Source organism: Parapedobacter soli, assembly GCF_025460835.1.
Taxonomy (GTDB): domain Bacteria; phylum Bacteroidota; class Bacteroidia; order Sphingobacteriales; family Sphingobacteriaceae; genus Parapedobacter; species Parapedobacter soli.
In genome coordinates this window covers 55,830-82,272 of sequence record NZ_JAMXAY010000016.1, presented here as the reverse complement: position 1 = coordinate 82,272, position 26,443 = coordinate 55,830, and the positions used below count along the sequence as shown (strand labels likewise).

The window sequence follows — 26,443 nt, the reverse complement described above, 5'->3', positions numbered from 1 at the left end:
AAAACAAGAAAACATAAATGAATAACATCAACACCTTAGGCGAACTAAAAAAATCGGGCTACCAACACCGAAGTGTAAAAGACGAACTGCGCGCCAATCTCATCAGGGAGTTGCAGGCAGGTGACGCGGGATTCGAGGGCATTGTCGGGTACGACGAAACTGTTATTCCCGAATTGCAGACCGCTATTTTATCCCGCCATAACATCCTACTGCTGGGGCTGCGAGGGCAGGCGAAGACGCGTATTGCACGGTTGGTGGTTTCTTTGCTCGATGAATACGTGCCATATATTGCTGGCAGTGAGTTGTTTGACGACCCGTTGCGGCCTATTTCGTGGTACGGGCGGCATGAGGTCCAAACGAAAGGCGACGACACACCCATTGCTTGGCTGCACCGCTCCGAGCGGTACACCGAAAAGCTTGCCACCCCTGATGTGACCGTTGCCGATTTGGTGGGCGATGTGGATCCGATCAAGGCCGCTACGCTGAAGCTTACGTATAACGATGAGCGGGTTATCCACTTCGGCTTGATACCGAGGGCCCATCGCGGTATTTTCGTGATCAATGAGTTACCTGACCTCCAGGCACGTATTCAAGTTGCCCTTTTCAATATGCTGCAAGAAAAAGACCTCCAAATAAGGGGGTTTAAGCTGCGGTTACCTCTCGACATCCAGTTCGTTTTCACGGCCAATCCGGAAGACTACACCAACCGGGGTGCTATAGTGACACCCCTCAAAGACCGTATCGAAAGCCAGATACTGACCCACTATCCGAAAAACATCGATATATCCCGCAAAATCACGTTCCAAGAAGCTCGGATTACGGCCGAACAGCGGTCGGCCATCGAAGTGGACGGCCTACTTAAGGACCTCGTGGAACAGGTGGCTTTCGAGGCCCGGGAAAGCGAGTTTATCGACCAGAAATCGGGTGTTTCCGCCCGGTTGACGATTTCTGCTTACGAAAACCTCGTGAGTGCCGCCGAGCGGCGGATGCTGATAACGGGGCAGCGTAATACCGTAGCTCGTATATCGGATTTCGCGGGTATCATCCCGGCGATAACGGGTAAAATCGAGCTGGTGTATGAAGGGGAACTGGAAGGGCCGGTGCATGTGGCACACCGCTTGGTGGGGTCGGCCCTGAAAACGTTGTTTACACAGTATTTTCCCCACCCGGAGAAGGCAAAAAAAGCAGCATCGGGAAACCCCTATTCGCCGATTATCGATTGGTTTACGGCAGGCAACCGGTTGGAGCTGACAGATAACCTCTCGGATAGTGAGTACAAAAACGCCATGGTTCAGGTTCCCGGTCTCCATGCGCTGGTTAAGAAGCTGCATCCGAAGCTTGTGGAGAGCCAAAAGTTATTGCTTATGGAGTTTGTTCTCCACGGACTTGCCGAGTATTCGCAACTCAACAAGGATTATTTCGATGGTGGTGTTGCATTTGCCGATATGCTCGGAAGCCTTTTTGATGGTGACTTCGGAGAGTGGGAAGCCGGCGAAGGGTAAATTGTGGTTTTCCATCGGCAGCTGTGTTTAGCGTCGCTTGCATGGCAGTACAGGACAGGTTTTTATTAGGCTTAATCAAATGAATAGCAAATGACTGCGACAACAGAACACCGGCCATCGGCTAGCCAGAAATCCATTTCGGAGCAGGGCTTGCGGGCATTTACAAACAATATATTCAGGGCGATCGGCTGCCCAGATGCGGATGCGGCACTAGCCACGGATGTGTTGGTAACGGCTGACCTACGCGGAATCGACTCCCACGGAGTTGCGCGCTTGAGCGGATACGTGCGGCTATGGGAGAATGGGCGGTTGAATACAGCCCCTGAACCGCATGTGGTACACGAAACCCCCACGACAGCCACTGTTGACGGCGACGGAGGGCTGGGGTTGGTCGTGGCTCCTTATGCAATGGAAATTGCTATCCAGAAGGCCCGGCAATATGGGTCGGGCTGGGTAGCTATCCGCAATTCGAACCATTTCGGGATAGCGGGTTACCATGCGTTGAAGGCAGTGGATAATGATATGATTGGCTATGCCGTGACCAATGCGAGTCCACTGGTGGCCCCCACGTTTTCGACCGAGCGGCTACTGGGTACCAATCCGATATGTTATGCTTTCCCCGCAGGAAAGTTCCCCCCGGTAGTGGTGGATATGGCTACTTCAGCTGCTGCCAACGGGAAACTGGAGGTGGCGGACCGTGCAGGCAGGCCCATTCCCGAGGGCTGGGCGCTTAGCCGCGAGGGCCAACCTACCACCGACGCCACAGCGGTGAAAAGCGGGGGGGCCCTCCTTCCTTTGGGGAGCGATCGCGCGCACGGAAGCCATAAAGGCTTCGGCCTGTCGGCTACCGTTGACATCCTTTCGGGGGTACTCTCGGGGGCTAATTATGGCCCTTGGGTGCCGCCTTTCGTGGCGTACTTGGAGCCCGTTGCCGATCAACCCGGACAAGGCATCGGCCACTTTGTCGGGGCAATGCGCGTGGATGGCTTCCGCCCCGTGGCCGACTTCAAAGCCAATATGGATCAGTGGATCGCCCGGTTCAAAGCGGCACGGCGGATCGACGAAGGGCAGCCTGTGGTCATTCCCGGTGAACCGGAATACTGGGCCACGCAGGCGAACCGGGAACGAGGTATCCCGTTGGTTGGGGCGGTATGGGATGATTTACAGCAACTGGCGGCAAAACTCGGTGTCGGTGCGCTCGAGGAGGAACTCACCCCTTAACATGGATATGAAACGGTTAACAACGATATTAATGGGCTTCATGTTTATTGCCGACCCCCTCATCGGGGGCTCTGGGCCCCCTGATGTTACGGAGGTGCTCGGTGCCGTTATCCGTGGCGACCGGTCGACAAAGAAGATAGCCCTGGTATTTACCGGCGACGAATTCGGGGACGGCCTACCGGCGGTCATCCGTACATTGAAAGCGGAGCAGATACAGGCTTCATTTTTCCTTACCGGCAACTTTTACCGGAATAAGGCCTTCAAAAAGCAAATCGTCGAACTCCGCGACCTCGGTAATTACCTTGGCTCCCATTCTGATAAACACCTTCTGTATTGCGACTGGACAAACCGCGATAGCCTACTGGTTACGCGGGCCGAATTTGAAAAGGACCTGAAAAATTCATACAAAGCATTGCGGAAGCTGGGTATCGACAAAAGCGGAGCCCGCTATTTCCTGCCACCTTATGAGTGGTATAACGAAACCATTGCTTCGTGGACACGTGACATGGGTCTGCAATTGGTCAACTTTACGCCGGGTACGCGGTCGACGGCGGATTATACCTATCCGGAAATGGGGAAGCGGTACGTGGATAACCAAACGGTTATGGAGTCCATCCTAGATTATGAGCAGAAAGACGTAAACGGGTTGAACGGGTTTATCCTGCTGAGCCATGTGGGTACAGACCCGCGCCGCCGGGAAAAATTTTACGACGAGCTGCCATCCTTGATCCGTACGCTAAAAAGCAAAGGCTACCAGTTTGTACGTATTGATGAGCTGCTGGAACCGCGCCTTTCACGTGACTAGCCGGAAAAATAAAAAATCGCTACCTTTGCAGTAGGACAGCATAGGCAATTAACGGAAAGATTTAAGCACCTTTACCATGAATACGGAAAGTAAAAGACAACAACGGTTTGCTGGTGTGATCCAGCAGGATTTGGGAACGCTTTTCCACCGCGAAGGTAATTCTTGGGCGCCAGGGGCTTTTATTACCATTACACGCGTGCGGATGACTCCCGATTTGGCAATTGCACGGGTTTACCTTAGTTTCCTCGATACGAAAAAGGCAAAAGAAGATTTGGCCAGTGTCAGGTCACACGCCAGTGAAATCCGTTATAAGCTGGGTACCCGTATAAAAAACCAGGCACGTATCGTTCCGGAGCTGGAATTTTTCCTCGATGACACGAACGAATACGTGGAACACATGGATAAGCTTTTTGACGAGATCAGCAAAGAGCCCCGGCAGCCGGAATGAATATATAGCATAGCGATGGCTTAGCTTAGTAAAGTCGGGTTACCTTTCTTTGCCGTAACCCAGAAGTTGTTGAAACCCAGTCCGCTCTGCAATTCGAGCAGCTGCTGTTGCAGCATTTCTAAGATTGCGAGAAAGTTGTAGACAAACTGTACCTTGTTCTCCGAGTGTTTGACCACCGTACTAAAATCTAGCTTTTCGTTGATAGCCACCAGCGAGGCAATGGCTTGCTTTTGCTGTTCGATGGTATAAGGGTATTTCACCACGGTGTGGCGCACATCATGATTGCGAGAAGTATACCGATCCATTGCCCGCTCATAAACCATCATGAGCTTGTAGAGATCAAAAGTGGCGAGTTCTTCGCCCTGGTCGGCATGGTCACCTGCAATTCGTAAGTCAGAGGCAATATTTCCACGCTTAGCTTGCAGCAACCGTGCCTCTTCAAGTATTTGCAACCGCACGGATATATCCTTGAACTGTTTGTATAGTACCAGTTTCTGTATCAGATCTTGCTTTGGGTCAATCTCATTGCCTGCGTCATCGAGTTCCGGCCTAGGTAGGAGCATTTTGGCCTTGATGCGCATCAATGTGGCGGCTACGAATATAAACTCGCTGGCCAGCTCCATATTGAGGGCCTGTGCCCGTAGCAGGTAATCGAGGAAGTCATTCGTGATTTTGGCTATGGGGATATCATGGATATTCAACTCATCACGTTCGATGAAGAACAGCAACAAATCGAATGGCCCTTCAAACTGTGGCAGTTTTATTTCATATCCGTCGGGCTGCATACGGCCCAAAGGTAATATTTAGTCACGATATTCCTTGTGTGCTGTCCTGTTAAACAATCTGTCAGCTGTGTTGTTCATTTTTATAGATTATTAGGTGTACAGCAGTGCACAAAAATGGAGATGCACTATATCAATAATTATTAGTTACTTTGTATCGATTTTCCAAACCGGGCATTATGGATATTGAGGCCGGAGAACTGCTTAAGAAGATAAATACACCCACAGACTTAAAACGACTTAGCCAAGCTGAGTTGGTGGCGCTGTGTGGTGAGCTACGCCAATACATTATTGACACCGTTTCTACACATGGTGGGCACTTTGCTGCAAGTTTGGGCGTGGTAGAGTTGACGGTAGCACTACATTACGTACTTAATACGCCCTACGACCAGCTGGTCTGGGATGTGGGACATCAGGCTTATGGGCATAAGATCCTTACGGGTAGGCGAGATGAATTTCATACGAATCGCATATTCGGCGGTATCAGCGGGTTCCCGAAGCGCGGTGAGAGTATATACGATGCATTTGGCGTCGGCCACTCGTCAACCTCCATTTCGGCGGCACTGGGTATGGCAGTGGCTTCGCACTACAAAGGTGAGACGGACCGCCAGCACGTTGCCGTGATAGGAGACGGTGCCATGACCGCGGGCATGGCGTTTGAAGCGCTCAACCACGCCGGTATCGAGAAGTCCAACCTGCTGGTGATCCTTAACGACAACTGCATGTCGATCGACCCTAACGTGGGGGCACTGAAGGAATACCTGACCAGCATCACCACCTCCAGGCCCTGGAACCGCTTCAGGGACGACATCGCGCATGTGTTGACAAAGATTTCGGAGCTGGGGCCGGACGCTTTGGGTATGGCCAAAAAAATAGAGAAAAGCATCAAAGGTACGCTACTGAAAAACAGCAACCTTTTCGAGTCGCTCAACTTCCGTTATTTCGGACCGGTGGATGGGCACGACGTGAAGCGGCTGATCAATACGCTGGACGACCTGAAGGGTATTCCCGGCCCTAAGCTGCTTCACTGTGTCACCGTAAAGGGCAAAGGGTATGCGCTAGCCGAAAAAGACCAGACCACCTGGCATGCGCCGGGCCTATTTGACAAAATCACGGGCGAAATCAAGAAATCCAAGAGCGATAAGCCGGTTGCCCCGAAATATCAGGACGTGTTTGGACATACCCTTGTGGAGCTGGCTGAGAAAAACGACCGCATTATGGGCATCACACCCGCTATGCCTTCGGGCTCGTCCATGAACATCATGATGAAAGCCATGCCGGACCGGGCATTCGACGTCGGCATTGCCGAGCAGCATGCCGTAACGTTCTCGGCCGGGCTGGCCACCCAAGGGATGGTTCCGTTTTGTAATATCTATTCGAGTTTCATGCAGCGGGCCTACGACCAGGTGATACACGATGTTGCCATCCAGAACCTGCATGTGGTATTCTGCCTCGACCGCGCCGGCGTAGCCGGTGCCGACGGCCCCACGCACCACGGTGCGTATGATCTGGCTTATATGCGCTGCATACCTAACCTTACCGTATCAGCACCCATGAATGAAGAAGAGCTCCGTAACCTGATGTATACCGCGCAGCAAGATGGTGTGGGTCCGTTTGTGATCCGGTATCCACGCGGCCAAGGTGTTATGCCAGACTGGCGGCGGGCGTTCAGGGCAGTGAACATAGGCGAGGGACGCAAGCTCTGCGATGGGGAGGAGGTTGCCCTGTTAAGTGTCGGCCACATCGGCAACGAAGTGGTAAGCGCCCGCATGGTGCTCAATGAAGAGGGGATATTCCCGGCACATTACGACTTGCGGTTCGTGAAACCACTGGATGAGGCGCTTTTGCGCGAGGTCTTTGGAAAGTTCAAAAAAGTCATCACGGTTGAAGACGGATGTATACAGGGGGGTGTGGGCAGTGCCGTATTGGAGTTTATGGCAGACCACGGTTATCAAGCCAACGTTGTACGCCTGGGTATACCCGATGATGTGGTAGAGCACGGTGAACAGCACGAGCTATGGGCCCAGTGTGGATACGACCGTTTAGCCATCGCCGATGCCGTACGGAAAATGGCGATTAGCCGAAAAACAGATAGCCTAGCAGGTTAGAAATTACACATAAATCGCTAAGTTTGCGGCTCGGTGAATTTCGTTAACGCTTGCAAACTTGATTTGTACCAATGACTTACCTTCTTAACGTGTCGCGGAAGCAATCAGTTATCCCGCTCGGGGTATTCCTGCTTGCCCTGATATTCTCACACACAGCAATAGCCCAGTTGGATCGGGCTAAACACGCAATTTCCATTAAGGCACAATACGGTGTTGACGTCAACGCAGACAACATCAACCGTAAGGATAATTATCTCTATGGCCTACACATCAGCTACGATAAGAATGTAGCGCATAGCGGCAAGGAGTGGGTCCGGGTTTTAAACGCCCAGAACGTCTCCTTCGGTGTTACGTGGCATAACCTGAACGACATGAAAGAAATCGTTGATGGCGTGGCGTATCCGGGAGGACAAGCGTTCGGGGCATTGACGGAGGTTGATTTCCAGTTGTTGGAATTAGGGAAAGCCAAGCTGCAGCTTACGCCGGGGATTGGCCTGGCATACATCACGGAAAACATCTATACGCAGCCTGCTACATCAATAATCGGCGGCCATGTGAACCTCATGGTGACAGGAGAGCTGAGCCTTGAAGTACCCGTAAGCCGCTATACGAGCCTCGTCGCCGGCGGGCACATCCAGCATTACTCCAATGGCGGGGTAGCGGTACCCAATGGAGGCTGGAATACGCTGACCGGATCCATTGGCATAAAGACGGCACTTGGACATGAAGGGGCACCCGCTGGTGGGGCGGAAGATTACCCCCACATCGACGGCAACAGTGCCGAGCTGTGGTTCGGTGCCGGTGTGCGTGGGCGGTATCGCAGCCGCCATGGAAAGTTCTTCCGTTCGGGCATGTATGCAGGGTACAATTTTTACCTCAACCGGGCAATAAGCCTCAAGGCAGGTTCACATGTGGTCTATTACCATACGGTATTCGATCCCGAGCGATTTGATGAAACATTCCAGTATTACGGTTCATCGCTCGATCCGATCCGTTGGGGTGTGGCCGCAGGGGCCGATTTCACCATGGGCCGCATCGTTGTCAATGCGATGTATGGAAAATACCTGCACTATCGGAATTATCACAATGTAAAATGGTACTGGGTGACAGGCCTCCGTTATTATTTCACCCCCAATATAGGTGTCCAGAGCACCCTCAGCCTACATGGTGTCCAGGCAGACTACGCCAACTGGGGGCTGATACTCAGGATTTGACATGCAGCTGCGCAACGAACTTGTTACGATGTACCCTGCTTTTTCGTATCAAGAATTACTAAATTAGCCAGGCAATACCCGTTTAATAATGGGTTCCCATCTCAACAAGATATAAAATGAAGTTAGGCAGATTATTTTTAGGTACGTTGGTATTCAGTTTACTTACGTGCCACATTCGTGCGCAAGAGGCTGTTGAGCGGCCGAAACTGGTTGTTGGACTCATGGTCGACCAGATGCGCTGGGATTACCTTTACCGCTTTTACGACCGTTATAGCGACGATGGGTTCAAGCGGCTCCTGAAGCAGGGTTTCTCGTGCGAGAACACCTATATTCCTTATGTCCCTACGTATACGGCAATAGGCCATAGCACGGTTTATACGGGCAGTGTCCCAGCCATACACGGGATTGCGGGTAACGATTTCATTATCCAGCAGACCGGGCAGCGGATGTATTGCACGCAGGATGACGATGTAAATGGTGTGGGAACGGACAAAGCCGAAGGTAAGCAGTCGCCCCGCAACCTGCTTGCATCGACCATCACCGACCAGCTTAAACTTGCCACCAACTTCCGCTCGAAAGTTATCGGCATAGCCATTAAAGACCGAGGCGGTATCTTGCCGGCCGGGCATTTTGCAGATGCTGCTTATTGGTTCGAAGGCAGCTCGGGCAACTGGATTTCGAGTACGTTCTACATGCAGGATCTGCCGGATTGGGTAAAGCAATTCAATACGCAGCAGCTGGCCGAGAAGTACTTACAGCAAGACTGGAATACACTTTACCCCATTGATACGTATGTACAGAGTGTGGAAGATGACAACCCTTACGAGGCTACATACCGTGGCGAGGAGGCTCCTGTGTTTCCGAAGAAATTGGCTGACCTAGTTAAAGACAATGGCTTGGGTATGATACGTGCTACGCCGTTTGGGAATACGCTTACGCTGGATCTGGCCAAGGCGGCAATCAGCAATGAACACTTGGGCCATAACCCACAGGGTGTTACGGATTTCCTGTGTGTGAGCCTTTCGTCGACCGACTACGTAGGCCACCAGTTTTCGGTCAACGCCATTGAGATTGAAGATACCTACCTGCGGCTCGACAAAGAGCTGGCGGCATTTTTTTCTTACCTTGATGACCACGTGGGCAGGGGTGAATATACATTGTTTTTAACCGCCGATCACGGGGCTTCGCATAACCCGTTGTTTTTCATGGACAAACGGGGCAATGCCGGATATTTCGATGAGCGCAATGCGCTTTCGGGCCTCAACGACTTGCTTGAAGAGGAGTTCGGGCAGGAGAAGATTGTCAGGAGCCTGATGAATTACCAGGTGCATCTCAACTACGAAACCATCCAGGCCCTTGACTTGGATGTGGATGATATCAAAGAGCGGGCCATCAAATTCCTGCGTACGCTGGAAGGCGTAGCTTTTGTAACGGATATGGAAAAGGCCGGCGCATCCAGCATACCCGAGCGCATCCGCGAGCGTATCGTCAATGGCTACAACCCCAAGCGCAGCGGATGTATTCAAATCATCCTGGAACCGCAATGGTATAGCGGCTCTCCCCGCTCGCGGGGCACCACCCACGGCACATGGGCCTCATACGATGCCCACATCCCCTTCGTGATGATGGGCTGGGGTATTGAGCATGGGTCGACCAACAGGGAAACACACATGACGGATATTGCGCCGACTATTGCCGCCTTGCTCCATATCGAGGAGCCGAACGGTAATATCGGGCAGCCGGTGGTGGAAGTACTGCGTTAGCACAGGCTTCTTGAAAAGCCGCTTGATACTAAAAAAATTATCTGTACTTTTGTATGCCTCCGCAGCGGTATATGCGGGGTGATTTATGCATATGAATATAGCAACGCTCGATCCCAAAACCCACATTATCATTAAAGGCGCACGTGTACACAACCTCAAGAATGTAGACGTGGCTATCCCGAAAAATAAACTGGTGGTCATCACCGGCATGTCGGGCTCGGGGAAGTCGTCTTTGGCCTTTGATACGCTCTATGCCGAAGGCCAGCGGCGCTATGTGGAGAGCCTTTCAGCCTATGCCCGGCAGTTTATGGGGCGGATGACGAAGCCTGATGTCGACTACATCAAGGGCATTGCCCCTGCCATCGCTATCGAGCAGCGTGTCATCACCAGCAATCCCCGGTCTACGGTCGGCACGTCGACGGAGATATACGATTACCTTAAATTGCTTTACGCACGTATCGGAAAAACATATTCGCCCATATCAGGTGAGGAGGTAAAGAAAGACACGGTTACATCGGTGACCAATTTTGTAATGGCCCTGCCGCAGGATACCGTTGCCACGATCAATGCGCCGCTACACCCCAGCAATAACCGTACGCTGAAAGAAGAACTGGCTATTTTACTGCAAAAAGGCTTCGTGCGCGTTATCTACGGCGGCACCCTGTCTAAAATCGAGGCGCTGCTGGATGACACTTCATTGGAAGACGGGGCGGCCAGGGCCGGTGACTTGTTGGTGGTGATTGACCGTGTTACGGTGGATGGTGAGGACGACACCGCGAATCGAGTGGCAGACTCGGTGCAGACCGCATTTTTTGAGGGCAAGGGCGATTGTTATGTCGAAGAGAATGGAATCGTACACACGTTTTCAGATCGCTTTGAGCTAGACGGTATCACCTTTGAGGAGCCCACGCCCAACCTCTTCAGCTTCAACAACCCTTATGGAGCCTGTAAGCGATGCGAAGGGTATGGCCGGGTTATCGGTATCGATCCGGACCTGGTAGTGCCCGATAAAAGCCGGTCGGTATACGATGGGGCGATTGCGCCCTGGCGTGGTGAAAAGATGGGCGAATGGCTCCAGCGGCTCATCCGGAATTCGGGCAAATTCGATTTTCCGATACATCGTGCCTATGCCGACCTGACTTCGGACCAGAAGGAGCTGCTGTGGAGGGGGAACAGCCATTTCAGCGGGTTGAACCAATTTTTTGTTGAACTCGAAGAACACACATATAAAATCCAATACCGGGTGATGTTATCCCGGTACCGCGGTAAAACCAACTGCCCGGAATGCAACGGTACACGGCTCCGTAGAGATGCGACGTACGTGAAGATAAATAATAAATCCATATCTGATGTGGTACTGATGCCGCTGGATGTGGCTCTCGCCTTCTTCCAACAGCTCAGCCTAACCGAGAATGAAACGAAGATAGCCAAGCGGCTCCTCGCAGAGATCTGCAACCGCCTGCAATTCCTTATCGATGTTGGCCTGAGCTACCTTACGTTAAACCGGCTGTCGAATACGCTCTCCGGAGGCGAATCGCAGCGCATCAACTTGGCCACCTCGCTTGGCAGCTCGCTGGTGGGGTCTGTCTATGTACTGGATGAACCGAGTATCGGCCTCCACCCGCGGGATACCCAGCGTCTTATCAGTGTGCTGAAATCGTTGCGCAACGTGGGTAATACGGTGCTGGTTGTGGAGCATGAGCAGGAGATGATGCAGGCAGCAGACCACCTGATCGATATCGGCCCCGAAGCAGGCATAAATGGTGGGGAACTGGTGTTCGAAGGTAATTACGAGGACATATTGAAGGATGACCATAGCCTCACCGGCAGGTACCTGAGCGGTAAGGAACGGATCCCGGTTCCGCCTAGCAGGCGTAAGTGGCACGATGCTATTGTAATAAGGGGGGCGAGGGAGAATAACCTTAAGGGCATCGAAGTCCGCTTTCCGCTCAATGTATTTACGGTAGTGACCGGGGTTTCTGGATCGGGCAAGACGTCGCTCGTGAAACGGATCCTGTACCCGGCGTTGCAGAAGGCTCTGGGTAACTACTCGGGCGAACAGACCGGGCTTTACGATGGCATTGATGGCGACGTCCAGCGGATTGAGCAGGTTGAGCTGGTAGATCAAAACCCGATTGGGCGCTCCTCGCGCTCAAACCCGGTAACCTATGTGAAAGCGTGGGACGAAATCCGCGCACTGTATAGTGCATTACCGGCCGCGAAAGCCGCCGGGCTGAAGCCTGCGGCCTTCTCTTTCAATGTGGAAGGCGGACGGTGCGATGTATGCCAGGGCGAAGGAGAAGTGAAGATCGAGATGCAGTTTATGGCCGATATCGTATTGCCATGTGAGGCGTGCGGAGGTAAACGGTTTAAACCACATGTGCTGGATGTCGTCTGGAAGGAGAAAAACGTGTCGGATATCCTCGACCTCAGCGTGGAGGAGGCCCTCGAGCTCTTTAGTGACCAGCCGAAAATTGTGGCAAAGTTGCAGCCGCTGGCAGATGTGGGGCTTAGCTACGTGAAACTGGGGCAGTCGTCGAGCACCCTGTCGGGCGGTGAAGCACAGCGCATCAAGCTAGCGTCATTCCTCATTAAGGGGAATAACCATAAAAGCACCTTATTTATCTTCGACGAGCCGACGACCGGGTTGCATTTCCACGATATCCGGAAGTTGCTGAAGTCATTCGATGCACTGATAGCCCAGGGGAATAGCATTCTCGTTATCGAGCACAACATGGACATGATAAAAAGCGCCGACTGGATCATTGATATCGGACCGGAGGGTGGCGAAAAAGGTGGGGAGCTGATCTTCGAGGGTACCCCCGAGCAGATGGTCGGCAGCTCGGATACACATACTGCTAGGTTCTTGAAAACATATATGGCAGGAAGATAGCCTGATTCAAAGTTTTCTTCTTTTTATTGCAATTTTATGGTAGGTTTGTAATTCGTTAGGACAGTTATAAACTTATACCGATGTCTCTTATCGACTGCTCGACAATCCGGCGCTTGATAGCTGGCGATGAGGTCGCCTTCCGCGAGGTCTATGATTTCCATAGTGAGCAGGTGTATCAGTTGGCTTTCCGGTTTCTAAAAGATACCGCTTGGAGTGAGGAAATTGTCCAGGACGTATTCCTGAAGCTTTGGTTGAATCGCGAAGGCTTGGACGACCAAGGTAACATCTGGCTCTACTTGTATGTGATTGCCAAGCGGCTGTGCCTGAATAAGCTGAGAGAGGTCCGCAAATCGGGGGAGTTGCTGGAGCAGCTGATGCGTAATATAGAGGTTGCGGTCAACGTATCGGAAGAGCAGCTTATGGCTGAAGAGCTGGAGCAGCATGCGGAACGCTTGATATCATCTTTGCCCAAGCAGCAGCAGCTCATCTTCAAGCTCAGCCGGGAAGAGGGCCTTACGCATAATGAAATTGCCCAAAAGCTCGGCATTTCTCCCAATACCGTCAAAAACCACATGGTGCAGGCTTTGAAAACGTTGAAGAGCACCCTCCAGCAATCGGGCTATACGTATCTACAGGCGTTGGTCTTCCTGAGCCTGGGGCAACTTTAAAAAAGTTTCAAAAAAAAATCAACCGCACTAGTCCTACCCCTACTTTTTCGTGTTCTATGTGTGTAAGTCGCCTCCGGGCTACCGATTATTAACTATAAGTATGGACAGCAATCGCCTACAACAGTTGTTGACACAATATTTTGAGAATACCATCACGCGGGAAGATTGTGAGGAGCTGTTGGCGTATCTAGACGACGGCGACCCCGAGGGGGTATCCGGAGCTATTGACCGGGCATTCCAAAAACGCTCTTTCGCGGCCTTACGGTTTGACCCCGAACGGAAGGATACCATTTACAATCAGCTTATTGCCGAAATCCGCCAACGGCAGGCGGTTTCGAGCCAACAGTTGCCGGCACATAAGTTCAGTATTGCTCCCTGGCTAAAGGTGGCCGCGTTGTTAATAGCCGCTGTTACGGTCGGGTTTTTACTCTATCAGGCCACAGGGACAGGTTTTGGTGTATCGCCTGAGGTTTCTGAAAACAAGAATGAAATCACGTTGCCCGAGCATAACGAAGCGACACTCACGTTGGCAGACGGCAGCACGATTTTACTGAACGACTCATCGGGGGGTGTGTTAGCCCGCGAGCTGGGCGTTGAGATCAGGAAAGATGCGGATGGCAGTATTTTTTATGAGGCCAGGGGTGGAGATGTTGTCGAGGCGGCGCTCAAATATAATACATTTAGCACGCCCAAGGGGAGCACCTACCGAATCCTGCTTCCCGATGGAACGAAGGTGTGGATGAATACTGCCTCGTCGATTCGGTATCCGGTAATGTTTACCGGCGCCGAGCGGAGTATTTCGCTTATCGGAGAAGCATATTTTGAGGTCGCACCAGATGCTTCTAAGCCATTCAAAGTTGAAGCCAACGGCAGCGTGATTCAAGTGCTGGGCACCCACTTCAATGTTTCAGCATACGCCGATGAACAGCAGACAACGACAACGTTGTTGGAAGGCGCGGTTAATGTTTCCAATAGTGGAAACATGGTCACACTCAAACCCAATCAGCAGGCCGTGGTAGATATCCTGACTGGGGCAATCCGGCAATCTGCGGCAAATGTGCGGTCGGCCGTTGCGTGGAAGGACGGGTATTTCCGATTTGACGATGAGTCTATTGAAGAGATTATCGATAAGGTGTCGCGTTGGTATGACATTGAGGCAGTGGAATATCGAGGAGAATTTAATGAGCGATTTTCAGGTACCTTCCAGCGGTCTAAAAATGTGTCGCAGCTGTTCAGCAATCTGGAAAAGCTTGCACCGATCCAATTCGAGATTAAGGAAAGGAGGGTGGTCATCATGAGGTAGCTTTACTTATCAGGACGGCCACAAAAAAGCCGGAAGCGTTCGCGGCGCACCCGGCGTAAAATGGTGGCATTGACTTCATTCAGTTGAGAAGTAATCAATTATTTACCAAACATTTTGTCAAATGTATAAAAAATCTATTGTATTCCGCCTTCCCAGGCGTTATGTGTTCAAATTGTTGCTAACCATGAAACTTGTCACCCTATTGTTGACCGTAACATTCCTACAGGCTGGGGCCATGGGTTATGCACAGAAAGTGACCATCCATGTCAAGAAAGCACCCATTGCGAACGTTTTGGAACAGATCCAGCAGCAAACAGGGTATGACTTTCTGTATAACAGTGCTCATTTGAGGGGGACCAATGCTGTCGACCTAAATTTCAAAGACGCTCCACTGGATGAGGTCCTCGACGCTTGTTTTTCAGGCCAGCCGCTTACGTACCAGATTGAAAACACGACGGTGCTTGTTCAGCGGAAAAGAGAGGCCATCAAGGCGATAGAAATAGAGATCCAGCAGCGGGAGATTTCCGGAAGGATTACCGACCATGAAGGCAAACCCCTGGAAGGGGTTACCGTGGCTGTAAAGGGTATGACGATGGGGACCACCTCAAACGCGGCGGGGCAGTTTTCCTTACAGGTCCCGCCGGAGGCAACGGTGTTGGTCTTCTCTTTAGTCGGTTTCGAACCGACTGAACAACCTATAGGTAATTCGAATCAAGTAAGCGTGTCATTGTCACCATCACTTAGCGACCTCGATGAAGTGGTAGTTATCGGTTATGGAAGCGTAAAAAAGAGCGATGTAACCGGAGCCATCGGTTCGGTAGGGCGTGATGCGATTGTAAGAACTGCGAACATACAAGCCGCAGGGGCCATACAGGGGCAGGTGGCCGGTGTTAATTTACTTAAGGTAAATGGTAAACCCGGAGACGATTACAGTATCGAGGTGCGGGGGCTGAACTCCATCGGTAAGGGTAATGAGCCGTTGGTAGTGATTGATGGCGTGATGGGTGGATCGTTGAATTCCTTAAATCCGGCTGATATCGAGAAAATTGATGTCCTGAAGGACGCCTCGGCAACAGCCATCTACGGATCGAGGGGGTCTAATGGGGTGATCATCGTTTCCACCAGGCAGGGGATACCCGGCAAGAACCGGATCGCATACGATGGCTACGTGGGCATGAAAACACCTACCAACTTGCCCGACATGATGGATGGCCCCCAATTTGTTGCTAATTTCAACGAAGTCCTGAAAAATGGGGGCAATCGCTATTTTGATGAAAAAGAACAGCAGAACATTGCAAACGGAACATATACAGACTGGATAGACCTCCTACTGCAGAATGGCATGCAATCTAGCCACAATGTTTCACTTTCGGGAGGTGGTGAAAATTCGCGACATTTCTTTTCAGCAGGTTACCTGAAAGAAGAGGGGAATGTTCCTGCCGAAGAGTTCAGCCGCCTGACGTTGAAAGCCAATATCGATGGCAAAATAAATAACTGGATCAATGCGGGCACATCTACTTATATTTCCTATAGCGTACAAGACCAGGGGTCGAACGAGGCACTCCGCAGCGCTTATCGCCTACGCCCAACAGGTGATGCTTATGATGAGAATGGCGAGCTGTTGTTTTGGCCAACTACCAGTGATAGCCAGACACCCAATGCTCTTTTCGACCCATTGAACGTCAAAGACGAATTCCGGAATTTCCGGGTGTTCGGCAATCTCTTTGTAGAACTGAGCTTATTTGATGGGCTGTCGTTCCGGTCTACCATTTCGCCATACCTGGAAAGTATACGTAATGGAACCTTTGCCGGGAAATATTCGAAAGCAAATACAGGGACCCGGAACGGGAGAGGGGGATACAGCAATGAGCTCAACCTTTCTTATACGTTAGACAATGTGTTGTCTTATAACCGCACAGTAAAGTCCCATTCATTCAGTGGAGTATTGGCCAACAGCATCGTGGTGAACCGCAACGAAGGGGCTTCACAAGACGTGCTGGACCTCCCATTTGATTCTTTTTGGTACAATACCGGTTCTGCCGGCAATATTGACGGGGTGTCGAGCTATCTGACTGAATGGACGTTGCTTTCCTATATGGGCCGGTTCAACTACTCCTTTAACGATAGGTACCAGCTGACGTTGACGGGGCGTGCCGATGGTTCATCCAAGTTGGCCGTAGGTCATAAGTGGGCCTTCTTCCCGTCCGCTGCGCTGGCATGGCGTGCGAGTGAGGAGGATTTCCTCAACGATGTGAAGCCTCTTTCTAACCTCAAGTTCCGCTTGAGCTATGGTGTAGTCGGTAATGATGCGGTTGCTCCTTATTCAACCCAAGCTGCTATCGCCCAAACGCTATATGATTGGGGTGGGAATGCTGCATTGGGTTTTGCGCCGGGGGCCATCGCCAACAGGTCGCTGGGATGGGAAAGAACCAAGGAGATCAACCTCGGGATAGACTTCGGACTCTTCAAGAACCGGATTTCGGGCTCTGTGGATATTTATAATCGGAAAACCGAAGATCTGATCCTTAACCGGGCACTCCCCCAACATACAGGTTTTAGCGCTATTACAGCCAACGTGGGCTCTACGTCCAACAAAGGGGTAGAAGTGGCGCTCAACACCGTGAATGTCCATACCGGGGATTTCTCGTGGAAGACGACCATCACCTTCGCTAAAAACAACAACAAGATTTTGGAGCTCTATGGAGACAACCAGGATGATGTAGGAAACAGGTGGTTCATCGGCCAGCCGATAGAAGTGCATTATGCCGAGGTCTTCGACGGAATATGGCAGCTGGATGAAGCGGGAGAAGCCGAAAAATATGGTGCGGAGCCGGGCCATGTAAAGGTGAAGGACCTCAATAACGATGGACGGATTACCGAAGCCGACCAACAGATCATAGGCAGCCCGCTCCCCAAGTGGATCGGCGGAATGACCAATACCTTTGCTTATAAAGGATTTGATTTTTCCTTCATGTTATACTCACGGCAGGGTTCGATGGTGTACAGTCCGTTTCACCATTCCAACTTCGCAAGGGAGTGGAATGGCCGGTATAACAAACTGAATGTGGACTACTGGACAGAGACCAATCCATCCAACGAGTGGCCTGCGCCCAATAATACCGGTGGCCGGGCACGTGAAGAACTGAAGGCCTATGTGGATGCTTCTTTCGTGCGTGTACAGAATATTACGCTGGGATACTCATTTTCACCGAACCTATTGTCCCGGCTGAAAATGTCTGGCCTGCGGCTATACCTGACGGCGAATAATCCGCTGATATTCACTGATTATGCCGGGTTTGATCCGGAATGGAGCGAGCAAAACACCTTCAATATGGGGGTAAGCTCTGCCACCTATCTGTTCGGGGCGAACATATCGTTTTAGACAACAGACGTAGATGAATAACTAACGACGGGTTCTTTTGAATTTACAGTCATTTTAAGAAAGAATTTATATGAAGACGATTATAAAAAATATATCCAGCATCCTATTGTTAACCTGGATAGTCTTGTGCATGGCGTCTTGTAGTAGCTTATTGGATGAGGACCTCATTTCAGACCGCACGACCGATAACTACTATGTTGATGAACAGGGTTTTGAAGATTTGGTTAAATCGGCTTATGCCCCGCTTAGGGATATCCATAAACAACGAGATTTGGTGTTGCTGGGTACCGATGTGTTTACGCAGGTAGGTGACCCAGCACTAGGCGGGTTAAACGGGCTCAATGAGTACTCCGCTCAGGCCATTAACCCGCAGGCCGAAGCCGTAGAAACATGGTGGAATATGCTTTATACCGCTATAGCCCGCACCAATACCGCTGTCGACCGCGCACCGACGGTGTCTATGAATGAGGGTATTAAGATGGCACGAGTGGCTGAAATCAAATTCCTCCGGGCACTTTATTACTTCTATCTCGTACAGCAATTTGGCGAGATTCCCCTACCGCTCAACGAAATTACAGAAGTGGTGACAAGTGCCGAACGTGTTGCGGAAGAGCAGGTTTATGCCCAGATCGTCCAAGACTTGGAGAATGCGGTTACGCAGCTTCCGCTCACGCAGGAAGACTACGGGCGGGTTACAAAAGGCGCAGCGCAGCATCTACTGGCCAAGGTGTACCTTACCCGGGGATATCGCGATTTTGCTGCGTCGGATGATTTCGCAAAAGCAGCAGATAACGCAACTGCTGTTATCAATTCGGGGCAATATGAATTGCTCGGCACGTTTGGGGATGTATTCAAACAAGGTAACGAGGAAAACAACGAGATCCTCTTTTCAGTCCAGTATAGTAGCAATACCGTGTTGAATGGCGATGGTAACGATGCCCATTCGATTTTTGGCCAAGGCGTTGACGGCCTGATCGGTATGGACAGATCGAGCACTTATAATCGGCAGCAGCCGCGTTATGTGCCTTCGAGGTACCTCGCCAGCCTCTATGATACCGAGGCAGACAGCCGGTATGATGCTACGTTTCTACGGATTTTCTATGCTACCGTAAACCAGGGCGATAAACAGGTGGGGGATACGGTGCTTTTCTTTCCTGAATGGAATCAGCCATGGAGTGCCGAACGGATATCTGCCGCGGATTATATTGCCGTTAATTACGATGAGTATTATATGAATACGTCAAAATTCACCCAGTTCCCTCCGATATGGAAATTTTTCGAGTCGGGCTTACCTTACGGTGATGATAAAGGAACTCGCGACCTTTTTGTATTCCGTTTGGCGGAGACCCATCTCATTGCAGCGGAGGCATACCTTAAGAGTGGGAATGAATCCAAAGCCCTTGAACATATCAATGCCGTCCGTAGCCGGGCCGGCACTCCCGGAATGAAAGACGCAATGGCGCTCTCCTCGGTAACCATCGATGATATTCTCGATGAACGTGCTAGGGAACTTTGCGGCGAGGAGCCACGGTGGACCGAACTGAAAAGGACAGGGACATTGATTGAGCGCGTGAAGCTGCACAACGAACGGGCTTCCGTGGCTAACTCCATCCAGGATTTCCACCTGCTACGGCCCATACCGTTGTCACAAATTGAACGGACGACAAATAATTTCCCACAGAATTTCGGATATTGACGGTATTACTTGGGGATACCCCCAGTGAATACGCGACATAAAAAGCGCATAGAAAGACCACTTATGAATATAGGCAACTACCGACAGTCTCTATACCTGGCAGGGTTAATCCTCATTGCCTGCCACTTTCCCGCCGCTTCACAACAAACGGGATGGTATACATTGTTTAACGGAGAAAATTTAGATGGATGGGAAGTAAAGAACGGAACAGCAACGTATGAAGTGGAAGACAACGCCATTGTCGGCATCTCGAAATTAAATACGCCGAATACCTTCCTCTGTACCAAGAAAACGTATTCTGATTTCATCCTTGAGCTGGAGGTAATGATCGAAGCGGGCCTCAACTCCGGAATACAGATCCGGAGCCTGAGCCTTCCTGAAGTGAACAACGGCCGTGTGCACGGCTATCAGGTGGAGATTGACCCATCCGAACGGGCTTGGAGCGGCGGGGTTTATGACGAAGCCCGGCAAGGCTGGTTGTATCCGCTATCCATCAATGAAAAAGGAAGGGGAGCATTCAAAAGCGGTGAGTGGAACCGCTATCGCATCGAGGCTGTGGGCAATGCGATCCGGACGTGGGTTAATGGTATCCAATGCGCCGATTTAGTGGTAGATTTAACATCCGAAGGATTCATTGCCTTACAGGTGCATGGTATCAAGCAGAAGAGCCAGGACGGACTGACGGTCAAATGGCGTAATATACGCATCAAGACGGAAGATCTTGCCGCTGACCTTTGGCAGCGGGATGACGGTGTAGAAGAGGTAAACTATTTGGTCAATCAACTTAGCGAGCGCCAGATTAGCGAGGGGTGGCGCTTGCTTTGGGACGGTAAAACCCCGGCAGGATGGCGCGGGGCAAACGCCGCAAGTTTTCCACGTACGGGATGGAAAATAGAAAACGGGGTACTGTGCGTACTACCATCCACAAAAGGCGACCCGAACAAAGGCGGCGATATCATTACCGAACGGGAGTTTTCCAACTTCGAGCTGGAATGGGACTTCTTGGTGAATAAGGGAGGTAACAGTGGGGTCAAATACCTCGTGGTAGAAGAGCTCCGGCAGACACCCGGCACCGGGTTAGGGCTCGAATACCAGATCCTGGACGACCAGAACCATCCGGATGCCAAGAACGGTAGGGATGGAAACCGGACAATCGGCTCACTGTATGATCTGATTACAGCCGGAAATCTGCACGAGGTTGGTAAAAACAAGCGTGTAAATGCACCGGGGAAATGGAACAGGGCTAAAATTGTGGTACGGGGAAACCGCGTGGAGCATTGGCTCAACCATATCAAAGTGCTGGAATACGACCGCGGATCGCAAGCATTCAAAGATTTGGTCGCATCGAGCAAGTTTCACGAGGTGCCTGATTTTGGCCGTGCCCCATCGGGGCATATCCTGCTCCAAGACCACGGTGATTTAGTTTGTTTCAGAAGCATCAAAATAAAAGAGTTGTAGACTATGATGTCCAAACCAGTGTTCTTGATCGTGGCCTTTTGGTTCGGCGTGTTTTGGCTTACCATGTGTTTAGCATGTGATAGGCCCGGCGATGGTAGCCCGTCAGCGTATTATACCGGGAATAGCGAGCCCGTAGACCTCGTCGTGCCCGTTGTAGATGCTGCCAACTCCCGTTGGTTCTTCTTCAACTCGGCAACACGGCCTTTTGGTATGGTCAATTTGAGTCCGGATATGGAAGTTGATGGCGACTGGGGAACGGGTTATCGGTATCATCAGGATACCATCAGGTGCTTCAGCCATGTCCATGGCTGGCAACTATCGGGTATACCGGTACTTCCTACCACTGGGCCGTTTAAAGGTCACTTGGGCCCACATGTATACGGATCTGCCTATACGCATGAAAAAGAGGTTGCTAAGGCCGGCTATCATAGTATCGTATTAGACGATTATGGGGTCACGGCCGAGCTTACCGCCACGACAAGGGTGGGTTTTCACCGGTATACATTCCCCGAGGCGGATGAAAGCCATATCTTGTTTGATTTCACGACAGCGTTAGGCCCTTCGGAAACCGACTGGGGCCATACCCGGAAAGTAAGCGACCATGAAATTGAGGGCTATGCGATCATGGGGGCCACCGTACGCAGGCCTAAGCCCGTAACCGTGTACTTCGTTGCGCAGGTTGATAAGCCATTCCAGGAGTTTGGAGGATGGAAAGACGGAGCATTACTGACCGGAAGGGACCGGGTGGAGGGTAAGCATACCGGGGTTTTTATCCGCTATGCTACCGCAGAAAATGAAGTTGTTAAGATGAAAGTGGCAATTTCTTACGTCAGTACTGAGCAAGCCCGACTCAACCTTACAGCCGAGCTGCCCCATTGGGATTTTGACCGTGTTGTCCGTGAGTCGAGAGACGATTGGAATAAATGGCTGAGCCGGATTGAAATCGAAGGGGGCACCATCGACGAGCGTCAGCGGTTTTATACCGATTTGTGGCATGCCCTGCAGGGCAGGCGGATCATCAGTGATGTAAATGGCAAATACTGTGACATGACCGGTGACGAGCCCCGGATAGGCCAGATACCGCTCGATGAAAATGGCAAACCCAAATTCAACCACCACAATTCGGATTCTTTCTGGGGAGCGCAATGGACCATCAACACCTTGTGGCATCTGGTCTATCCGGAGGTCACCCATTCGTTTGTCAACTCCATGTTGCTGATGTATGACGATGGCGGGTTGGTTCCCCGTGGACCGGCCGGGGGGAATTACACATTTGTCATGACTGGTGCCTCATCCACCCCGTTTATCGTAAGTGCATACATGAAAGGTATCCGCGATTTCGACGTGGAGAAAGCATACGAAGGCATGCGTAAAAACCACCTGCCGGGAGGGTTGATGAGCAAAGCGGGTTACGAGCACCATACATTCAAAGGTGGCGGGATCGAACAATACATTGCACAAGGCTACGTGCCTTACCCACTTAGTGACACCCGGTACGGGTTCCATCAAAACGGGGCCGCGCAAACGCTGGAGTATGCTTACCAGGACTTTGCCCTGTCGCAGTTGGCACATGCACTTGGTAAGGCTACCGATGAACAGTTGTTCCGCCGTCGGGCCGGGAACTACAAAAATCTGTGGAACGGGCAGCTCGGGTGGATGTGGGTGAAAGACAGTACGGGCCAATGGCGGTCACCCGCCAACGTGCTCACGTATGAAAACGGATGGGTAGAAGGCAATGCTGCACAATATACGTGGTTTGTGCCCCATGATGTCGCGGGGCTTATCAGCCTGATGGGGGGTGCGGGCAAGTTTCGCAACAAACTCGACAGTGTGTTCCGTGTAGCCCAGACCCACCATTTCACATCGGGCAAATCACATTCGGTAGAAACACAAACCCGAAATAGGGAGGTATACATCAATTATGGTAACCAGCCCAGCATACACACCGCTTTCCTTTTCAATTATGCCGGCGCCCCCTACCTTACCCAACATTGGACCAGAGAGATTATCAGTGAGGTATATAGCGGTATATCCCCCGATTACGGTTATAGTGGCGACGAAGACCAGGGACTGATGGGCGCATTGGCTGTACTTTTCAAGATTGGGCTTTTTGCGACCGATGGAGGGGTGTCAACCGATCCGGTATATGAAATCGGCAGTCCCATATTCGATAAAGTAACACTTCACCTCAACCCCGATTATTATCCCGGGGGGAGTTTTGTGATCGAAACCAATAACAATAGCGCCGCAAACCGGTATATCCAATCGGCTAAGTTGAATGACAACGAACTAAATCGGGTATGGATACCGCATGATACCTTGGTAAAAGGCGGGGTTTTAGGGCTGGAGATGGGAGACGTGCCCAACATGCATTGGGGGGCGTCGGCAGGTGGGGCTCCGCCTTCCATGTCGACGGGTGAAATCAGGTAATGGATTAGGATGATTGTACCAAAGGGTTGTCATATAGTAGGGGTGCTACTTGGTTTGCTACTGGCATTTCCCCTCGGGGCACATGCTCAACAAAAGCCAAATATCGTCATCTTCCTTTCGGACGACCACGGACAGGAAGATGCCGGATGTTATGGAAACGAGGTTGTACCAACACCGGTTATCGACCAGCTGGCTCGTGAGGGGATGGTATTTACCCGCGCATATACACCGGTATCGGTATGTGCACCTTCTCGGTCGGCACTGTTTACGGGTTTGTATCCGCACCGTAACGGATGCGACCGTAACCACGGGTCGGTACACCCTGATATCCGGTCGTTACCACATTATTTTTCAGCTGCGGGTTATGAAGTGATACTTGCGGGAAAGGTCCACGTTAAGCCCGAGGCAGCCTTCCCATTTGTTTATATGGAACGCCATGAAGTGCCGGGCTACCTGAGCCGTAGGCATGAACAGCCGTTCTGCCTCGTTGTATCGCTCAACGCGCCACACCAACCCTACTTTAACCTCAAAGGCGGCCATGGTAACGTGGCTGCCAAACGATGGATGCCACAGACACCCGAAACAGCACAGTACACCGCTGCTTATTACGACCATGTGGCCTTGGCCGATCAGGAAATAGGTTCAATACTTTATTGGCTGGAACATTACGGGTTTGGCAAGAATAGTATTCAGTTGTATCTAAGTGATCATGGCCCAGCGTTCCCGTTCGCTAAATGGACGCTTTACGAACAGGGGATACGTATCCCCCTAATCGTTAAATGGCCAGGGGTCGTAGCGCCGGGCACCACGTCCGATGCGCTTGTGAGCATGGTCGATATCCTTCCCACCCTAATGGAGATGGCAGGTGCCGGTTTCCCCGACACGCTCGACGGCAGAAGTATTGTGCCGATCCTGAAGCAGCAGGAGGTTGCAGTAAATGACAATGTGTATGGCTGTTATACCAATCTGGGTGTGCAGGGAGCAAATGAATACCCCATACGGACAATTGTGGGCAGACGCCATAAGTTGATTGTGAACCTCCGGCAAGGCAATCGCTTTTCGTTGAAGGCGATGGATGAGCCGGATGAGCGCGCCATAATCGACGCTAGGATGGTGCTGGACTCATGGGTGTTAAGTGGGGACGCTGGCGTAGCCCGGGCGAATAACTACCGGTATCGGCCTGCACTTGAGTTATATGACCTACTGGAGGACCCTTACGAGTTAACCAACCTTGCCGACGACAAAAAACTCCGTGAAACGATAGTAACCATGTACCGGGCCCTGGCCGTGTGGATGGAAGAACAACAAGACCCCTTTTCAAATGAAATGCGGGCAACCGAGACAGATTTATTCACCAAATGAACAGAAAAGAATTTTTATATAAGACAACCGCCGGGTTCACCGCTTTAATGGTGGCGCCCAGCCTTTGGGCATTCCGAACGATAGAAGAGGGCTGGAAATCATTTGATTTCCGCCCGTTCAGAAAGGGTGAAACGGCCGCACCGATAATCCAGGTAACGCCAAACGATGGATATTACCTGCATACATTTTATGACATATGCCCTTGGAGCCCCTCGGGGCGGTATTTGGCGTTGACGAAATTACCCTATCAGCAACGGAAACCAGTCTGGGGTGATATCGCAGAAATTTGCGTGGTCGATCTGGAAAACCAAGCAATCCGCACAGTGTACAGAACCAAGGCATGGTCTTTCCAGGTCGGGGCAAATGTGCAATGGAATCATGTTGCTGACCGGTACCTCTATACTAATGACATCATCAATGGGAAACCCGTGTGTGTACGTATCGACGTCAACTCGGGTGAGGCCATTGCCTTTTCCGGCGCCAAGTATGATGTGTCGCCGGATGGCAGATCCGTTGTAAGCCCAAACCTGCTCAATATGAATATCCATCAATATGGGTATGGCGTACCCGACCCGCCGCCCGGTAAGCCCAAACCGTTCATGCCGGAAGATAGGGTTCATGAGGGATTGTGGAAAACAGATTTGGAAAGAGACAAGACGACACTGCTGGTAACGATAGACCAGTTTTTTGATGCGGTGGCAGAAAGTGACCGTAAACGGTACCGCGATAGTATCGGGTACCTCTTCCATTCCAAGTTCAATAGACAGGGCACCCGGATACTACAGGTATTCCGTGCACAAGTCGATAGCAAGGGCCGCAACGCTTCATTATTTACGTTGGATGCAGATGGGCAGGCACTAACCCAATGCCTGACCGCCGAAAAGTGGAACCAGCGTGCGCGGTTGGGCGGGTCGGGAAATCACCCCAACTGGCATCCCGACGGAGAGCGGGTGATTATGAACTGCATACCTACGTGGCTGGGTTATACTGATATGCTGTTTTGTTCTTTTGACTACCGGGGCAATCAATTTACAGTGCTCTCCGAGAAACACCTCGGCAGTGGCCATCCAACGATGCACCCGGACTCGCGGTACCTGCTTACCGACGCTTACCCTAAGCAAACATATGTGGTCCCCGAGAGCGGGGAAATACCAATCCGGTTGATTGATTTGAAATACGATAAGGAGGTTACCGTCTGTACCATGCCGACCGATGTAGGTGGTGGTAGCAACCAATATTTGCCCGAAGATAGGATAACGGGTGGCAGCCACCACAAGTTGGACCCCCACCCGGCTTGGAGTAGAAACTATACTCAAGTCTGCTTCAATGGCGCACCGGGAGGGCAGAGACAAGTGTTCATTGCTGATATCAATGCGTTAATATCATGATTAGATTGACTATTGTTTTA

General features: G+C 51.3%; 17 protein-coding genes. 16 read left to right on the top strand and 1 reads right to left on the bottom strand.

Annotation, left to right across the window (positions count from 1 at the left end; translation table 11 throughout):
- Nucleotides 1–17 precede the first annotated feature (17 nt).
- The 4 genes from NGM62_RS09320 to rbfA all read left to right on the top strand — a co-directional run bounded on the left by NGM62_RS09320 (nt 18) and on the right by rbfA (nt 3,976).
- A complete protein-coding gene (locus tag NGM62_RS09320) occupies nt 18–1,502 on the top strand; it encodes a sigma 54-interacting transcriptional regulator (protein WP_262247401.1) in 1,485 nt (494 codons plus the stop codon).
- Nucleotides 1,503–1,592: 90 nt separating this feature from the next.
- Nucleotides 1,593–2,723 (top strand): Ldh family oxidoreductase, encoded by a 1,131-nt coding sequence (locus NGM62_RS09315; protein WP_262247399.1) that lies wholly within the window; start codon nt 1,593–1,595, stop codon nt 2,721–2,723.
- Nucleotides 2,724–2,730: 7 nt separating this feature from the next.
- Entirely contained in the window at nt 2,731–3,528 is a 798-nt protein-coding gene (locus NGM62_RS09310; protein WP_262247397.1) for a polysaccharide deacetylase family protein, read from the top strand.
- A 76-nt stretch (nt 3,529–3,604) separates the two neighbouring features.
- Nucleotides 3,605–3,976 carry a 30S ribosome-binding factor RbfA gene (gene rbfA / locus NGM62_RS09305; protein WP_262247396.1) on the top strand — a complete coding sequence of 124 codons (372 nt, stop codon included), beginning with the start codon at nt 3,605–3,607 and terminating at the stop codon, nt 3,974–3,976.
- Nucleotides 3,977–3,996: 20 nt separating this feature from the next.
- Here rbfA and NGM62_RS09300 read toward each other — a convergent pair whose 3' ends face one another.
- Entirely contained in the window at nt 3,997–4,761 is a 765-nt protein-coding gene (locus tag NGM62_RS09300; protein ID WP_262247394.1) for a segregation and condensation protein A, read from the bottom strand.
- 176 nt (nt 4,762–4,937) lie between these two features.
- Here NGM62_RS09300 and dxs point away from each other — a divergent pair, with 176 nt between their 5' ends.
- The 12 genes from dxs (at nt 4,938) to NGM62_RS09240 (ending at nt 26,423) form a co-directional block, all read left to right on the top strand.
- Complete coding sequence (gene dxs / locus NGM62_RS09295; protein WP_262247392.1) at nt 4,938–6,866, top strand: 1-deoxy-D-xylulose-5-phosphate synthase; 1,929 nt, start codon at nt 4,938–4,940, stop codon at nt 6,864–6,866.
- 71 nt (nt 6,867–6,937) lie between these two features.
- Entirely contained in the window at nt 6,938–8,080 is a 1,143-nt protein-coding gene (locus NGM62_RS09290; RefSeq protein WP_262247389.1) for an acyloxyacyl hydrolase, read from the top strand.
- A gap of 116 nt (nt 8,081–8,196) precedes the next feature.
- Nucleotides 8,197–9,843: an alkaline phosphatase PafA gene (gene pafA / locus NGM62_RS09285; protein WP_262247386.1), complete on the top strand. Its 1,647-nt coding sequence runs from the start codon at nt 8,197–8,199 to the stop codon at nt 9,841–9,843.
- A 91-nt stretch (nt 9,844–9,934) separates the two neighbouring features.
- Complete coding sequence (uvrA, locus tag NGM62_RS09280; protein WP_262247385.1) at nt 9,935–12,736, top strand: excinuclease ABC subunit UvrA; 2,802 nt, start codon at nt 9,935–9,937, stop codon at nt 12,734–12,736.
- A gap of 80 nt (nt 12,737–12,816) precedes the next feature.
- Nucleotides 12,817–13,404, top strand: coding sequence for an RNA polymerase sigma factor (locus NGM62_RS09275; RefSeq protein WP_262247383.1), 588 nt, complete (start codon nt 12,817–12,819; stop codon nt 13,402–13,404).
- Nucleotides 13,405–13,504: 100 nt separating this feature from the next.
- Entirely contained in the window at nt 13,505–14,707 is a 1,203-nt protein-coding gene (locus NGM62_RS09270) for a FecR family protein (protein ID WP_262247381.1), read from the top strand.
- 121 nt (nt 14,708–14,828) lie between these two features.
- A complete protein-coding gene (locus tag NGM62_RS09265) occupies nt 14,829–18,089 on the top strand; it encodes a TonB-dependent receptor (RefSeq protein WP_262247379.1) in 3,261 nt (1,086 codons plus the stop codon).
- Nucleotides 18,090–18,159: 70 nt separating this feature from the next.
- Complete coding sequence (locus tag NGM62_RS09260; RefSeq protein ID WP_262247378.1) at nt 18,160–19,785, top strand: RagB/SusD family nutrient uptake outer membrane protein; 1,626 nt, start codon at nt 18,160–18,162, stop codon at nt 19,783–19,785.
- A gap of 63 nt (nt 19,786–19,848) precedes the next feature.
- Nucleotides 19,849–21,243, top strand: coding sequence for a 3-keto-disaccharide hydrolase (locus NGM62_RS09255; RefSeq protein ID WP_262247377.1), 1,395 nt, complete (start codon nt 19,849–19,851; stop codon nt 21,241–21,243).
- A 3-nt stretch (nt 21,244–21,246) separates the two neighbouring features.
- Nucleotides 21,247–23,673: a GH92 family glycosyl hydrolase gene (locus tag NGM62_RS09250; RefSeq protein WP_262247376.1), complete on the top strand. Its 2,427-nt coding sequence runs from the start codon at nt 21,247–21,249 to the stop codon at nt 23,671–23,673.
- 9 nt (nt 23,674–23,682) lie between these two features.
- The gene (locus NGM62_RS09245; RefSeq protein WP_262247373.1) at nt 23,683–25,035 is read left to right on the top strand and encodes a sulfatase family protein; all 1,353 of its coding nucleotides are present in this window, start codon (nt 23,683–23,685) and stop codon (nt 25,033–25,035) included.
- The gene (locus NGM62_RS09240) at nt 25,032–26,423 is read left to right on the top strand and encodes a hypothetical protein (protein ID WP_262247371.1); all 1,392 of its coding nucleotides are present in this window, start codon (nt 25,032–25,034) and stop codon (nt 26,421–26,423) included. Before NGM62_RS09245 ends, NGM62_RS09240 begins: the two co-directional genes overlap by 4 nt.
- The last annotated feature ends 20 nt before the right edge of the window (nt 26,424–26,443 follow it).